The sequence below is a fragment of the Paraburkholderia sp. EG287B genome (assembly GCF_040965595.1).
In the GTDB taxonomy this organism is placed as follows: Bacteria; Pseudomonadota; Gammaproteobacteria; order Burkholderiales; family Burkholderiaceae; genus Paraburkholderia.
Window position 1 is genome coordinate 330,586 of sequence record NZ_JBFRCG010000010.1, and the last position, 15,156, is coordinate 345,741.

Genomic DNA, 15,156 nt, shown 5'->3' on the forward strand with positions numbered 1-15,156 from the left:
GTTCTTCGTTTTGCATCGGGTTCCTGATCAAATCCCGCCGCTGCGCCGGCTTAGCGGCGCAGGCGCAGGATCAGCGTGCCGAGCGGCGGCAGGACGAGTGCGGCCGACTGCGGCTTGCCGTGGCTCACCACGCTCTCCGTGGTGACGAGGCCCCCGTTGCCCATGTTCGAGCCGCCGTACACTTCGGCGTCGGTGTTGAGCGCTTCTTCCCACTGTCCCGGCTGGGGCATGCCGATGCGGTAGCCGTGGCGCGGCACCGGCGTGAAGTTGCAGATCACCACGATCTCGCGGCCCGAGCCGTCCACGCGGCGCCATGCGAGCACGCTGTTTTCGCTGTCGTCGGAAACCAGCCATTCGAAGCCGCCGGGTTCCGAGTCGAGCGTGTAGAGCGCGGGCTCGCTCGCGTAGAGACGGTTGAGGTCGCGCACGAGCGTTTGCACGCCGCGGTGCAGCGGGTCGTCGAGCAGGTTCCAGTGCGGCGTGCCGTCGTGATCGAACTCGGCCATCTGCCCGAACTCGCCGCCCATGAACAGCAGCTTCTTGCCGGGGTGCGCCCACATGAAGCCGAAGTACGCACGCAGGTTCGCGAACTTCTGCCAGCGGTCGCCCGGCATCTTGCCGAGCAGCGACCCCTTGCCGTGCACCACTTCGTCGTGCGACAGCGGCAGCACGAAGCGTTCGGACCACGCGTAGACCATCGCGAACGTCATCAGGTGATGGTGATAGCGGCGATAGACGGGGTCCTCGTGCATGTAGTGCAGCGTGTCGTGCATCCAGCCCATGTTCCACTTGAACTGGAAGCCGAGGCCGCCATCCTCGGGGCGCGCCGTGACGCCCGGCCATGCTGTGGACTCCTCGGCAATGGTGATGACGCCGGGGCGTTGCGGAACATATTGCGTTTCGTGATTGAGGCGCTTGAGGAACGCAATCGATTCGAGATTCTCGCGGCCGCCATAAATGTTGGGCACCCACTCGCCTTGCGCGCGCGAATAATCGCGGTAGAGCATCGAGGCGACCGCGTCCACGCGCAGCGCATCCACGTGGTAGCGCGTGAGCCACGCAAGGCCCGACGCGACGAGGAACGCGCTCACTTCGCGGCGTCCCAGGTTGTAGATCATCGTGTTCCAGTCGGGGTGATAGCCCTCGCGCGGGTCGGCATGCTCGTAGAGCGCCGTGCCGTCGAAATCGACGAGACCGTGCGCGTCGTTCGGGAAGTGCGCGGGCACCCAGTCGAGAATTACACCCAGCCCCGCCTCGTGCGCGCGGTCGACGAACGCCGCGAAGTCCACCGGCGCGCCAAGACGCGCGGTGGGCGCGAACTGCGAGAGCGGCTGATAGCCCCACGAGCCGCCAAACGGGTGTTCCGCCACGGGCAGCAATTCGATGTGCGTGAAGCCCATGCCCTGCGCGTAGGGGATCAGGCGCTCGGCGAGCGCGCCCCAGTCGGGCGCCGGGGCGTCGGCGCCTTGCGTGGGCAGCCACGAAGGCGCATGGACCTCGTAGACCGACATGGCCGCGCGCGCGTTCTGCCGTTCGGCGCGCGTTTGCAGCCACTCCTGATCGCGCCACGCGTAGTGGTCGATCGCCTCGACGGGCGCGACGATCGAGGCCGTGCCAGGCGGGCATTCCGTCTGCAGCGCACAGGGGTCGGCCTTGAGCGGCAGGACCGCGCCGCGCGCGCCGAGTATCTCGTACTTGTAGCGCGCACCGGGCGCCACACGCGGAATGAACAGTTCCCATACGCCGGCTTCGTGGCGCAGACGCATGGGGTGGCGCCGCCCGTCCCACGCGTTGAAGTCGCCCACCACGGAGACGCGCTTCGCATTCGGCGCCCAGACCGCGAAGCGCACGCCGGGTACGCCATCGCACGTCAAGGGCCGCGCGCCGAGGCATTCGAGCACCGCGTAAGGGTCGCCGTCGGCGAGGCGCACCAGCGCTTCGTACGAAAGCTGCGGGCCGAATGAATAGGTGTCCTCGATTTCCTGGCTCACACCATGCCAGTCGACCTCCAGCCGGTAGGGCACCGCTTCCGCGAGTGGCCCCGCGTACAGGCCTGCGGGATGCACGAGCGAGAGTTCGCCGAGCGTGTGGGCGCGGTCGCGTGCCACCACGCTCGCGCCCGAGGCGTTGGGCAGCCATGCGCGCACGTAAGGGGCGCCGTCCACCCAGTGCAGCCCGAGCACGGAGAAGGGATCGGAGTGGTACGCGCCGGCGAGTGCGTCGGCGTCGTGGGGATTCAGGCCGGCCTGGGGTGCGCGTTCAACCATGGCCACCTCCGCCGGAATGCGATTGCGTGGACTGTGTGGGCGTGAGTCCGAGCACGCGTGCCGCCAGCGCCGCGAGACCGCGTACCGGCAGCGCGAGCCAGGTGGGGCGGTTGGCCGCCTCGTAGCGGATCTCGTAAGCCGCTTTCTCGATCAGGAACAGGTCGAGCAGCGCCTGCTCGTGCGAAGCGCTGACGAGCGTGAGCGGACCTTCGGCGACGGCTGCGCGGTACTGGCTCAGGAACGCTTCGGCCGCATAGCCGCGGAAGCGTTCGAACAGGGCGCGCTTGCGATCGACGACTTGCTGCGGCGCGCTTTCGAGCGTCGATTGCGCGGCGGCGCCCGCATACGAGAGCGAACGCAACAGGCCCGCCACGTCGCGCAGCGGCGAGGCCTTGGCGCGCCGGTATTCGAGCGCTCGCGCGGGCTCGCCTTCGAAGTCGATCAGATACGCGTCGCCCTGGGACAGCAGGACCTGGCCCAGGTGGAAATCGCCGTGGATGCGGATGCGCGCGGCCTTGGTGTCGTCGGGCACGAGTTCGTCGACCTTCGCGACGAGCGCCTTGCGGCGATCGATCAGACTGCGCGCGAGGTCGCGTGCGTCTTCGTCGAGCGTTTGTTCGTCTTCGCCCGTATGCTGCGCGACGATGTCGAGTGCTTCGTTGAGCATGGTCTTCGTGTCGGCAATCCAGTTGCGCACGTCGTCGGGTGTGGCGGCAACGGGCGCGAAGGCTTCGTCGTCGCTGGGTTGGGAGAGCATCGCGTGCAGCTCGCCCAGGCGCTTGCCGATGGCGCCGATCACCGCGCAGTAGCCCTGCACGGCTTCCTCCTCGTGCGCCTGGTCGACGCTCGTGTCGTCGTCGACGGCGAGCGCGAGCTCGTCGATCGTGCGGCGCTGATAGTCGAGCGCCCAGTCCCACGCGTTGCCCTGATTGTCGATGAAACCCTGCACGATGATGAGCGTATGCGGCACGCCCGCGGGATCGACACGCACCACTTCGCCATAGAGCGGCGCCGTATTCGCGTAGCCGAGCTTCGTGAGGTAGCGGCTCATTTCCGCTTCGGGGTGCACGCCCGCCATCAGCCGGCGCACGATCTTGAGCACGAGGGTTTCCGCGATCACGAGCGAACTGTTGCTCTGCTCAGCCGCGAGCCAGCGCACTTCCGGCGTCTCGCCAAGGTCGAGCTCGTCGAGGCGCTCCGTCGGCTCGAAGCGGATCGTGCTCTGCTGCACGGTGGGCACCGTAGCGCGCTCGCGCAACTTGCGCAGCACGCCATAGGCGAACCACGGCAGCGAGAACGCATCCGTGAGATAGCCCACCGTGCGGCCGCGCCGCACGCGCGAGAGCGCGAGCTGAATGTGCAGCGGCGTGGTGATTTCGGTGCCCCAGGTAATGGCGATCGGCAGAACGTAGCGCTCGCTCGTGCCATCCGCCAGCTCGGCCTCGATCTCCGTGAACGCGAAGCCCGCGCCGTAAATCGTCGTCAGTGCCGCGAGGCGCACGGCGCGCAGCGGCTTGTCCTTGGAGGCGAACCAGCGGCGACGCGAGAGCCACGAAGGCAGCACTTCCGATTCGAGCAGCCGCACGTTTTCGGGCGTCGCACCGGTCTGCCCTTCGCGGATCACCACGGTCACGAACTCGGGCAATTGCTCCGAGGTCGGCTGGCTCCACGAAGGCCGCTGATCGCCGGCGCTCAGGAGGAACCACAGGAAGCCGTAGGGCGGGAAAGTCAGCAGATAAGGCAGCTGCCCGATGGCCGGAAACACGGAGTCGGCCGTCATTTCGACGGGGGACATGCCTGCGAATTCGGAAAGATCGAGTTCCACCGCCTGCGGCGCGCGCGACAGGTTCGCCACACACAGGATCGGCGCTTCGTCGGGCATTTCGCGCAGGTACGCGAGAATCTTGCGGTTCGCGGGCCGCAGGAAGCGGATCGTGCCGCGCCCGAACGCCTGTTTGGCGCGGCGCGTGGCGAGCATGCGGCGCGTCCAGTTGAGCAGCGAATGCGGGTCGCGGCTTTGCGCTTCGACGTTGATGGCGTCATAGCCGTAGAGCGAGCCCATGAGCGGCGGCAACACGAGCTGTTCGGGGTCGGCGCGCGAGAAGCCGCCGTTGCGGTCCGACGACCACTGCATCGGTGTGCGCACGCCATCGCGGTCGCCCAGGTGAATGTTGTCGCCCATGCCGAGTTCGTCGCCGTAATAGATCACGGGTGTGCCGGGCATGGAGAGCAGCAGCGAGTTGATGAGTTCGATGCGGCGGCGGTCGCGTTCCATGAGCGGCGCGAGACGCCGGCGAATACCGAGGTTCAGGCGCGCGCGCCGGTCGCTCGCATAGGTGTTCCAGAGGTAGTCGCGCTCGGAGTCCGTCACCATTTCGAGCGTGAGTTCGTCGTGATTGCGCAGGAAAATCGCCCACTGGCAGCTCGGCAGCAAGTCAGGCGTCTGCTTCATGATGTCGAGAATCGGGAAGCGGTCCTCGCTCGCGATCGCCATGTAGAGGCGCGGCATGAGCGGGAAGTGGAACGCCATGTGGCATTCGTCTTCGTTGCCGAAGTACTCCTGCACATCTTCCGGCCACTGGTTCGCTTCGGCCAGCAGCATGCGGTTCGGGTAATGCTCGTCGATGGCCGCGCGTATGCGTTTGAGAATGCCGTGCGTCTCGGGCAGGTTCTCGTTGTTCGTGCCTTCACGCTCCACGAGATAGGGCACGGCGTCCAGACGCAGCCCGTCGATGCCCATGTCGAGCCAGAAGCGCATGACCTGCAGCACTTCGCGCAGCACGGCCGGATTGTCGAAGTTCAGGTCGGGCTGGTGCGAATAGAAGCGGTGCCAGTAGTACGCGCCGGCCACCGGGTCGTGCGTCCAGTTGGACGGCTCCGTGTCGATGAAGATGATGCGCGTGCCCTGGTACTTCTGGTCGGTGTCGGACCACACGTAGTAGTTGCGATGATTCGAGCCGGGTTTGGCGCGGCGCGCGCGCTGGAACCACGGGTGCTGGTCCGAGGTATGGTTGATGACCAGTTCGGTGATCACGCGCATGCCGCGCGCATGCGCTTCCTGAATGAAGCGGCGCACGTCGGCGAGCTGACCGTAGTCGGGGTGAACGTTGCGATAGTCGGCGATGTCGTAGCCGTCGTCGCGGCGCGGCGAGGGATAGAACGGCAGCAGCCAGATCGCCGTGACCCCGAGGCTGGCAATGTAGTCGAGCTTCGCGAGCAGGCCAGGAAAGTCGCCCACGCCATCGTTGTTCGCATCGAAGAACGATTTCACGTGCACCTGGTAGATGATCGCGTCCTTGTACCAGAGCGGGTCGTCGGACAGCATCGACGGCTTGCCGCGCCGTTGCGTGCCGCGTTCCTCATCGTGCGGATCGTGTGCGGTCGAGTCTCGCGTGACGGTCTGCACGTTCGTTGCCACAGGCTCGTGCGTAGCGGGGTCGCGTTTCATGTCGCTCCTCCGGGCGGGAAGTCCGCGTCCAGTTCGGGATGGCCCTCGATGTGCTCATCGGCGTGTTCAGGCAGCGGTTCTTCGCGCGGCAGGCCCTTCGCGGGCTCGATGCGCCAGATCGCAAACGCTCGCGCATGCGGGTCGAGCCGCACGTGCTGCCAGCGCCCACGCCACTCGAAGCGCTCGCCCGTCATTTCGTCGATCACATTGAGGGGGGCGTGGTCGTCGAGGTGCCAGCGCTGGAACGTCGCCCACGAAAGTTCGAAGTCGGCGCCCTGCTCGTTGAAGGCATCGAGATTGATCGCCACGACGAGCACGTTGTCGCGCGCAGGCGTGGCCTTCTCGAAGCAGAGCAGCGAGTCGTTGCGCGCGTCGAGGAAGGTGATGCCGAGATGCGTGTGCAGCGCCGGGTTGGCGCGCCGGATGCGGTTGAGCGTGGCGATCTCCGCGACGATATTGCCGGGGCGATGCCAGTCCCAGGCGCGCAGCTGATATTTTTCGGAGTCCAGATATTCCTCCGAATTGGGCATGGCGCGTCCTTCGCACAGTTCGAAGCCGCAGTACACGCCCCACAGCCCGGAGAGCGTCGCGGCCAGCGCGGCGCGGATCAGGAAGCTCGAACGCGCGCCGGTCTGCAAATGGCGCGGATTGATGTCGGGCGTGTTGACGAAGAAGTTCGGCCGATAGAAGTCGCGCACCTCGGTCTGGGCGAGTTCCGTGAGGTACTCGGTGAAATCGCGCTTCGATTCGCGCCACGTGAAATACGTGTACGACTGCGAGAAGCCGAGCTTGGCGAGCCGGTACATGAGGCGCGGCCGCGTGAAGGCTTCTGAGAGGAAGATCACGTCGGGGTGGCGTGCGCGCACGTCGGCGATCATCCATTCCCAGAACGGCAGCGGCTTCGTGTGCGGATTGTCCACACGGAAAATACGCACACCCGTGTCCACCCAGAACAGGATCGCGTCGCGCAGCGCGAGCCACAGATCAGGCTTCGAGTCGTGCGCGTAGAACTCGGGGTTGACGATGTCCTGGTATTTTTTCGGCGGATTTTCGGCGTAGCGCAGCGTGCCGTCGGGCCGCCATGCGAACCAGGTGGGATGCGCCTTCAGCCACGGGTGGTCGGGCGAGCATTGAATCGCGAAGTCGAGCGCGATTTCGAGGCCTTGCTCACGCGCCGCGGCAAGCATGCGGCAGAAGTCTTCGAGTGTGCCCAGTTGCGGATGCACCGCGGTGTGGCCGCCTTCGGCCGCGCCGATGGCGTAGGGGCTGCCCACGTCGCCGGGCTGCGCATTGAGCGTGTTGTTGCGCCCCTTGCGGTTGGCGAGGCCGATGGGGTGGATCGGCGGGAAGTACAGCACGTCGAAGCCCATTTCGCGGATGCGCGGCATCTTCGCGATCACGTCGTCGAAGGTGCCGTGGCGCGATTCGTCGTCGCTCATCGAGCGCGGGAAGATCTCGTACCAGCTCGCGAAGCGCGCGGCGCCACGCTCCGCATCCACGCGATTGACGATCGTATCGCGCGAAAGAAACGGCCGATGGCGCGCGGCGCGCACGGCCGCGGCCGTCGAAGGCGCGGCGATGATCGCGCAGCGTGTTTCGGTGTCCGCAGCAATGAAGCGTTTGACGATGGCGTCGAGCGTTTCGTTGCTGCGCTTCTGGTCGTTGCCGCCCACGCCCGATGTTTCCGCAGTGGCGAGCACGAGCGCGAACAGGCGGCTCGCTTCTTCCAGCTCCAGATCGACGGGCTGGTTCGCCGCGCGCTTCTTGTGCAGATGTTCCGCAAGCGAAGCGAAGTCGTCGCGCCACGCGATCACGACATACTCGTAGCGTCCGATGCGATCGAGCGGAATGTGGCCCGCCCACAGGTCGGTGCCCGCAGGCGGCACGGCCGTCATCGGCGATTCGTGCCAGGCGGTTTCGTCGGCGGCGCGCCAGAGCACGGCGGCGTCGATGCGGTCGTGGCCCTCGGCGAAGATGGCCGCGCGTACTTCGCAGCGCTCGCCCACGGTGCGCTTCGCGGCGAAGCGGCCGTGATCGACCGAGGGCTGCGCGCTTTCGATGGCGATGCGGGGCGCGGCGATCGCTTCGAGCACGCTCTTGTGTCCACTCGTGTCGGTCTTGCCGCGATCTTCGGGCGGCGCGAGCACCACGAGCGGGCTCGCGAGCGCGCGGAACATCCAGCATGCGCCCGCGGGCAGCGTGAACGTCTCGGGGATCGCGCTGGCGTCGCGCGGCGCGGGCAGGCGCGCGCCGCGCAGCGTTTCGGCGTCGAGCGGCGCGAAGCGCGTGAAGCCGCCAGGCACACCGTCGAGCAGGCGCGCGAGATCCACGCGCACCGGCGCGGCGAGCGCGGGATTGATGAGCGTGAGGATGGCGTCTTCCGCGTCGCGCAGGTCCGCGCGGTCGCCGCGCAAGAGCGCCGCGACGCTGGCGCCGGGGCCATTGAGCGCGCGCAGTTCACCGTTGGTCTGCAGCGCCCACGTTTCGCGTTGCAGCGCGTTGGCGTGCGCGACATCGGCGCTCAGATCGAATGGCGCGCGCGCCTTCGCGGCTTCCCACGCCTGCGCGCTGTTGCCGCTGTGCGAGGTCGCTTCGTCCACGCCATATTCGAAACCCATCGGCATGAGCCAGCCGGTGCCGAGCGCGGCTGCCGCACGCAGCATGCGGCGATACGCGCGCTCGACCGCGCGCGCATCGGCAGCGCCTTCCTGGTCGTGCGCGTAACGCGCGCCATAGGGCGCTTCTGGAAACGTTATCGGCGAGCCCACGCGGCGCAACGCGGCGTGCTCCTCGACCATCCAGCTCGACGAGAAGTCCCACCAGCGCAGCGAGGAGAAGGCCGCGTCGAAGCCCGCACCTTCGAGGTGCGCGAGCGCCTCGCGCGGCAGGCCAGGCGTCGCGGCGAGCCAGCGCGCTTGCGGAAAGCGCGCGCGTACGGCATCGAAGATCGCGCGCAGCACATGGGGCGGCGTGCGGTGCGGCGAGTCCACGCGAAAGCCGCCGATGCCCGCTTCGACGAGCGCGATGGCGCGCGCCGTCCACCATGCGATGAGCGGCGCGCTCGCGCGCTCGAAATCGGCATAGGCGACGTTGGCTTCGCTGTGGCCGTGGCGTGGGTCGAGGCGCGCGTCTTCGGGCTCGAAAGGGTGGAACCACTCGGGATGCGCGGCGTAGAGCGCGCCGTCGGCGGCGCTGCGATCGAGGACGAGATCGGCGAGCAGCGTGACGCCGCGCGATTGCGCCGCGAGCGCGAGTTCGCGCACGGCGTCGTCTGCGGAAAGCGGGCTGCCGAATGCCGCGTTCAGGCGCGCGTGGTCGGCGACGACGCGGTCGTCGCCAGACGCGCCCGAGGCGAACAGCGCGCCGATCAGGACGTGATCGAAGCCCAGCGACGCCGCGCGGGCGATGTGCGCCGGCCACGCGTCGAGGGGTCCTGCCAGGACGGAATGGACGAAGTAGATCCGCGGCGCATAGGCGTGGGGGGGTTCCATCGGTCGTATTCCAGGTACGTCAGGCGAAGGGGATGCAAGCCGGGGTTAGCCGAAATGCGATCGCGCCGCCCGGGGGCTGCCGGAGCGTGCCGCGCTGCGCGTGGTGGACAGGCACCTGTTCAGAGTAGTGCAAGAGCAGGCCGGAACCAAACCGCTTGCGCCGCGTGGCGACTTGCGGGGGAGTCGAGCAAGGCACATGCCCATGCGCGACCCAGGCGCGCGGCGCCGCGTGCAGGCGCACGTTCGCAAAGGCTGGGCGCAAAGACGGGGGATTCGAGCGGAGAAAGCGGCGGCGATTGCCGGTATCCGTTGCAGCGGAGAAAAACGGCTCAGCTACCGACCATGCTCGCGGCGATGTTCACGCACAGACCTAGCACAGAAACGTTGAAATAGAACGACAAAATCGATTGCGCGAGCACGCCGCGCCGCGCGCTGCGTCCGCGCAGGCCGATATCGGCGGTTTGCGACGCGCAGGCGATGGTGAACGAGAAGTACAGAAAGTCCCAGTAATTCGGCGTGAGCTTTTTGTCGGGAAACACGAGGGCGGGCTCGTTGGGATCGGAACCGTAGTAGAGGCGCGCGTAGTGCAGCGTGAAGATGGTGGGGATGAGAAACCACGCCCCGATGAGCGTGAGCCCCGTGAGCAGCGAATGCAGCACTTTCGAGGCCGTGCCGAGATCCTTCGTCGTGCCCAGCTCGATGACGATGGCGACGATGCTCGCCACGGTTGCGATGCAGATGAGAAACAGCACGGTGCCGGCGTTTTCGTCTTCGCGGCGGGCGTTCGCGCGCACGCTCTCTTCGTTTGCTAACACCATGTGCAGCCAGATGAGCACGAGGTAGGTCCATACCGTGGCGTCCCAGCCGAGCAGGACGCGCGCGGAAGTATGGATCGAGGCGGGCGCGAGCAAGCCGAGCACAACACCCACCGTGATGGCGATCATCAAGTGCGGCCGGTTGCGTAGTACCAGCGGGATGAGGTTCATGGCGTGGCGCGGGGTGGCGCGGGTTAGCAATCGATTGCGGCGATTCTACCGTGCGTGGTCCGCCGGGGTGACGCGCTGTTCGCTGTTATGCCGGGCATGCAAGCTTTCGGTTTGTCTTATCGGGCCTTTCGGTTTGTCTTATCGGGCCATAAGGGGCTATATTGCTTGCGCAACGCGGCAGCGCGCTTTCGCAGGCAGCGCAACGATGGTGCATATGCGGTGATCCGCGTTGAATGACGATAGCAAACGTTGTTGGTATGACCTGGTTTCAGGCGCCGCCCGCGCCGGCGGCAAGCGTGTTTCGCCCCCAGCCAGGGGAACCTGGCGGGATCGACCTCATCTGGAGTGCCCATGACAGATGTGACACAACACGGGATGTCTCAGGCGCCGCACGATCTTCCCGCTGTACTCGAGCGCCTTGGCCGTCCCGGCCGCAGGCGTTTCGTCTCGGGAACGTGCGCAGCGGCGCTGCTCGCCTTCGCGGCTGCCGGGCGCTCGCGCGCGCCGTTCGGCATGGGCCGCGCTTTCGCGGCGACGCCGGCGAGCGCATCCGGCAGCGGCTATGACGCGTTCATCAAGCTATCGCAGCGCCTCACCGGCCGCACGAGCTTCGACGCCGTGCTCAGCAAGCGCGTCTATGCCGCGCTCGACCACGCGAGCAGCCAGTTCGACGCGAACGTCGCGACGCTCAACACCTGGATTCAAGGTCACGGCGGCGTGCCCTCCGATACCGTGACCGCCGCACTCGAGCCCGATCAGCCGGAACTCGCCTCGATGGTGGGTGACATCATGCGCGCGTGGTATCTCGGTCTCGTGGGCGAGATGCCGAAGGTGCAGGTGGTGGCCTTCGAAAAGGCGTTGATGTTCGACCCCGTCAACGACGTGCTCACGATTCCCTCGTATTGCCGCGACGTGCCGTTCTACTGGAAGCACAAACCCGCAGGCGAATAGCGGCGCAACGGGCACGCGCATCACGGCCGCGCCAGGCCCCCACAACGAAAGCCAAAGGATGAGGTCGACAATGGCGACAGGACATTCCGCCGACGTGGTCGTCGTCGGTTCCGGCGTGGCGGGCAGTCTGGTGGCGCACCAGCTCGCCCGGGCCGGCGCTTCCGTGGTGTTGCTCGAAGCGGGGCCGCGCCTCGCGCGCTGGCAGATCGTGGAGAACTTCCGCAACTCGCCCGCCAAGGCCGATTTCGCTACGCCCTATCCGTCTGTGAGCTACGCGCCGCATCCGGAATACGCGCCGCCCAACGAGTATCTCGTGCAGAAGGGCGATTATCCGTACAACTCACAATATTTGCGGGTCGTGGGCGGCACCACGTGGCACTGGGCCGCCGCCGCGTGGCGTTTGCTGCCGGCGGACTTTCGTTTGAAAACACAGTACGGCGTGGGTCGCGACTGGCCCTATCCCTACGAGACGCTGGAGCCGTGGTATCAGCTCGCGGAAGAGGAACTGGGCGTGTCCGGACCGGACGCGACCTACGATCTCGGCTCGCCGCGCGCGAAGCCGTATCCAATGAGCATGCTGCCGCTTTCCTGGATGGATCAGCGCTTCTCGCAAGTACTGAATGCGAATGGCTTTCACGTGGTGCCCGAGCCGGTCGCGCGCAATAGCCGCCCGTTCGATGCGCGTCCCACCTGCTGCGGCAATAACAACTGCATGCCGATCTGTCCGATCGGTGCGATGTACAACGGCGTGGTTCACGCGGACAAGGCCGAGCGGGCGGGCGCGAAGCTCGTGCCGCAGGCCGTGGTCTATCGTATCGAGGCCGACAACAAAGGGCTCGTTACCGCGGTCCACTACAAGGACCCGAGCGGCAGAAGCACGCGCGTGACCGGCAAGCTCTTCGTGCTCGCCGCGAACGGCATCGAGACGCCCAAGCTCATGCTGATGTCGAAGAGCGATGCGTTTGCCCACGGCATCGGCAACAGCTCCGACCAGGTGGGCCGCAATCTCATGGATCATCCGGGCACGGGCATCACGTTCATGGCCAACGAACCGCTCTGGCCGGGGCGCGGGCCCATGGAGATGACTTCGGTCGTGAACTTCCGCGACGGCGCGTTCCGCTCCGCGTATGCCGCGAAGAAACTGCATCTGTCGAACGCGGTGCCCACCATGGCCGTCACGGCTGCGCTCATCAAGAACGGCCTGACGGGCGGGGAGCTGGACCGGCAGATCCGCGAGCGCACGTCGCGTACGCTCACCATCAACAGTTTCCACGAGCATTTGCCCGAACCGCAGAACCGCGTGCTGCCCTCGGGCGAACACAAGGATGGACTGGGCATTCCGCAGCCCGAGATCTATTACTCGATCAACGATTACGTGAAGAAGAGCGCGGCGAACACGCATGAACTCTATGTGCAGATCGCGCAGCTTTTCGGCGGCACGGACATCGCGTTCGACGACACCTTCGCGCCCAACAACCACATCATGGGCACGACGATCATGGGCGCGAGTGCCGCCGATTCGGTCGTCGATGCCGATTGCCGCACGCACGATCATGCGAATCTATTCGTCGCCAGCAGCGCGGTGATGCCCTCGGCCGCCTCGGTTAACTGCACGCTGACGATTGCCGCGCTGTCGCTGAAGCTGGCCGACAAACTGCGCCACGAGCTTTGATACGAGCCAGACGATGAAAACAGCGAAGTCCTCCACCGTGGCCACCACGCATCACGAGCGAGAGAGACGCGCGCGTGCCGCTATCGCGGCCGCGCTCTTCTGTGCCTTCGCGCTCTATATCGCGTGGCACGCGTCGCACGAATCGCGCACGCGTCCGGTCGACGAACTGCCGATGTCCACGGCGCGCGGCGACGACACATCGACGCCGATTGCGGACGCGGACAAGCCCGAACTCATCAAGCGCGGCGCCTATCTGGCGCGCACAGGCGACTGCGTCGCGTGCCATACCGCCGACCCTGGCAGGCCGTTTGCGGGCGGCCTGCCCATCAGCACGCCGTTTGGAAAAATCTACACGCCGAACATCACGCCGGACCCCGATACCGGCATCGGCCAGTGGAGCGATACCGACTTCATACGCGCGCTGCACGAAGGCATCGGCAAGGGCGGCGAGCGGCTGTATCCCGCGTTTCCATACGTCGAATTCACGCGCATGACCGAGCAGGACATGCTCGCGATCCGCGCGTATCTGAATACGGTCGCGCCGGTGCACTACACGCCGCCCGCCAACGAGCTGCGCTTTCCATTCAACCAGCGCTGGCTGATGATCTTGTGGAATCTCTTCAACTTCAACGAAGGCCGTTTCGTGCCGGACCCGAAGCAGAGCGCCGAATTCAACCGCGGCGCCTATCTCGTCGAAGGCCTCGCGCATTGCGAGGAATGTCACACGCCGCGCAACTTCATGCAGGGTCTCAAGACGACGGAGCGCTTCTCGGGCGCGACGCAAGCAGGCTGGCAGGCCTACAACATCACGCCCGACCGCACGAGCGGCATCGGCAACTGGAGCGACGACGCGCTGATCGCCTATCTTTCCACGGGCATTGCCGCGGGCCACGCCAGCGCAGCCGGTCCGATGGCCGACGTGGTCCAGCACTCGACGCAATACCTGACGCATGAGGACCTGCGTTCGATCGTGGCGTATCTGCGCGCGCTGCCGCCGGTTTCGGGCGGCGTGACGCGGCCGCGCGACGGCTGGGGCAAGCCCACTGTGAACGACATCACCGCGCTGCGCGGCACGGCGATCACGTCCGTGAACGGCTTGCAGCTTTTCGTGGCGAACTGCGCGAGCTGCCACCACTGGACCGGCGAGGGCGTCGGGGGAAGCGCGCCGGGTGCGTATCCATCGCTCATTCATAACAGCGTCGCGGGCGCGCCGAGCCCGAACAACCTCGCGATGGTGATCCTGCGCGGTGTAAGGCGTCAGACGAAGGACAGCGACCTGCTGATGCCGGCATTCGGCGATGCATTGAGCAACGAACAGGTGGCGGCAATTTCCAACTACGTGACGACGCAGTTCGGCGATCCGCGGGCCACGCTCACGGCCGGCGAGGTCGCGGCGCTGCGTGCCCAGCCCCAGTAACTCACCGTAACCGCGGGGCTTTGCGCCGCGCTCGCGCCGACACTGATAGCCGCAAACGCGTATGCTGTGAATGCAGGCACGTCGCTTGCGTGTAGCCTGCTTCGTGACGCGCCTGTCGCAATCGCAACCGATACGATATTTGGCGCTCATATGGCCCACTCACACAGCGCTATGATGAAGTGATGACGCATACACCCGACGCTCTCGTGCAGCACCATGCCGCCAACCTTGCAGGTCGCGACTTCGTAGTAGGCGACTTGCATGGTTGCGTGGAGGCGTTGCGCTATCTTTTGCGCGAAGTCGAGTTCGACACCGCGCGTGACCGCCTGTTTTCGGTGGGCGATCTCGTTGATCGGGGCGAACGCGAGCAGTGCGAACAGGCGCTCGCGCTGCTCGACAAACCGTGGTTCTACGCCGTGCTCGGCAATCACGAAGACGCACTGTGCGCCGTGGCCGAAGGGCGGATGCCGCGCAACCGCTGGTATGGCATCGGCGGCGGCTGGGCGCAGAGCGTGCCCGACGCCGAACTCGTGCACTACGCGCAACGGCTGCGCCAGTTGCCGCTTGCGCGCGTGGTGGGCGAGGGCGAAAAGCGATTCAATATCATTCACGCAGAATTTTTCGGCGACGACGCCGCGCTCGACAGCGGCCAGTTCGATTCCGACGTGCGCGAGCGCATGCTGTGGGGCCGCGATCTCGTGCTCGGCACGGGCGACCCGGCGCGCTATGCGCTCTCGCTCACGTTCTGCGGGCATACGCCGGTGCGCGAAGTGCGTCAGATCGGCTCGCAGGTGTTCATCGACACCGGAGCGTTCATCACCGAAGGACGCCTCACCATGGTCGAGGCGCTTACGTCGCGCATCTTGTCGGTCTCGCAGGTCGAAGCGCTCGCGCACGGCGCGGCCGCGATCGTGCTGCCCTGAG

At 66.4% G+C, this 15,156-nt stretch carries 8 protein-coding genes; 4 read left to right on the forward strand and 4 right to left on the reverse strand.

Features of this window, described 5'->3' with window-relative positions:
• Positions 1-50 precede the first annotated feature (50 nt).
• The 4 genes from glgB to AB4Y40_RS20375 all read right to left on the reverse strand — a co-directional run bounded on the left by glgB (position 51) and on the right by AB4Y40_RS20375 (position 10,192).
• On the reverse strand, positions 51-2,267 hold the full coding sequence (glgB, locus tag AB4Y40_RS20360) for a 1,4-alpha-glucan branching protein GlgB (protein WP_368689301.1): 2,217 nt from the start codon (positions 2,265-2,267) through the stop codon (positions 51-53).
• Positions 2,260-5,715, reverse strand: a complete 3,456-nt coding sequence (treS, locus tag AB4Y40_RS20365) for a maltose alpha-D-glucosyltransferase (RefSeq protein ID WP_368689302.1) — start codon at positions 5,713-5,715, stop codon at positions 2,260-2,262. The genes glgB and treS overlap by 8 nt, the downstream gene beginning before the upstream one ends.
• A complete protein-coding gene (locus AB4Y40_RS20370) occupies positions 5,712-9,206 on the reverse strand; it encodes a maltotransferase domain-containing protein (RefSeq protein ID WP_368689303.1) in 3,495 nt (1,164 codons plus the stop codon). The genes treS and AB4Y40_RS20370 overlap by 4 nt, the downstream gene beginning before the upstream one ends.
• Positions 9,207-9,535: 329 nt before the next feature.
• Positions 9,536-10,192 (reverse strand): DUF1345 domain-containing protein, encoded by a 657-nt coding sequence (locus AB4Y40_RS20375; protein WP_368689304.1) that lies wholly within the window; start codon positions 10,190-10,192, stop codon positions 9,536-9,538.
• Positions 10,193-10,543: 351 nt separating this feature from the next.
• Here AB4Y40_RS20375 and AB4Y40_RS20380 point away from each other — a divergent pair, with 351 nt between their 5' ends.
• The 4 genes from AB4Y40_RS20380 to AB4Y40_RS20395 all read left to right on the forward strand — a co-directional run bounded on the left by AB4Y40_RS20380 (position 10,544) and on the right by AB4Y40_RS20395 (position 15,155).
• Positions 10,544-11,143, forward strand: coding sequence for a sugar dehydrogenase complex small subunit (locus AB4Y40_RS20380; protein WP_368689305.1), 600 nt, complete (start codon positions 10,544-10,546; stop codon positions 11,141-11,143).
• A 70-nt stretch (positions 11,144-11,213) separates the two neighbouring features.
• Positions 11,214-12,815: a GMC family oxidoreductase gene (locus tag AB4Y40_RS20385; protein WP_368689306.1), complete on the forward strand. Its 1,602-nt coding sequence runs from the start codon at positions 11,214-11,216 to the stop codon at positions 12,813-12,815.
• Between the two features lie 13 nt (positions 12,816-12,828).
• Entirely contained in the window at positions 12,829-14,232 is a 1,404-nt protein-coding gene (locus AB4Y40_RS20390; protein ID WP_368689307.1) for a c-type cytochrome, read from the forward strand.
• A gap of 182 nt (positions 14,233-14,414) precedes the next feature.
• Positions 14,415-15,155, forward strand: a complete 741-nt coding sequence (locus AB4Y40_RS20395) for a metallophosphoesterase (RefSeq protein ID WP_342918567.1) — start codon at positions 14,415-14,417, stop codon at positions 15,153-15,155.
• Position 15,156 lies beyond the last annotated feature (1 nt).

What these genes read in the sequence shown, in the direction of transcription:
- AB4Y40_RS20395 (WP_342918567.1), top strand. Translation starts at nt 14,415, where the DNA reads ATGACGCATACACCCGACGCTCTCGTGCAGCACCATGCCGCCAACCTT.
- AB4Y40_RS20390 (WP_368689307.1), top strand. Translation starts at nt 12,829, where the DNA reads ATGAAAACAGCGAAGTCCTCCACCGTGGCCACCACGCATCACGAGCGA.
- glgB (WP_368689301.1), bottom strand. Translation starts at nt 2,267, where the DNA reads ATGGTTGAACGCGCACCCCAGGCCGGCCTGAATCCCCACGACGCCGAC.
- AB4Y40_RS20380 (WP_368689305.1), top strand. Translation starts at nt 10,544, where the DNA reads ATGACAGATGTGACACAACACGGGATGTCTCAGGCGCCGCACGATCTT.
- treS (WP_368689302.1), bottom strand. Translation starts at nt 5,715, where the DNA reads ATGAAACGCGACCCCGCTACGCACGAGCCTGTGGCAACGAACGTGCAG.
- AB4Y40_RS20385 (WP_368689306.1), top strand. Translation starts at nt 11,214, where the DNA reads ATGGCGACAGGACATTCCGCCGACGTGGTCGTCGTCGGTTCCGGCGTG.
- AB4Y40_RS20375 (WP_368689304.1), bottom strand. Translation starts at nt 10,192, where the DNA reads ATGAACCTCATCCCGCTGGTACTACGCAACCGGCCGCACTTGATGATC.
- AB4Y40_RS20370 (WP_368689303.1), bottom strand. Translation starts at nt 9,206, where the DNA reads ATGGAACCCCCCCACGCCTATGCGCCGCGGATCTACTTCGTCCATTCC.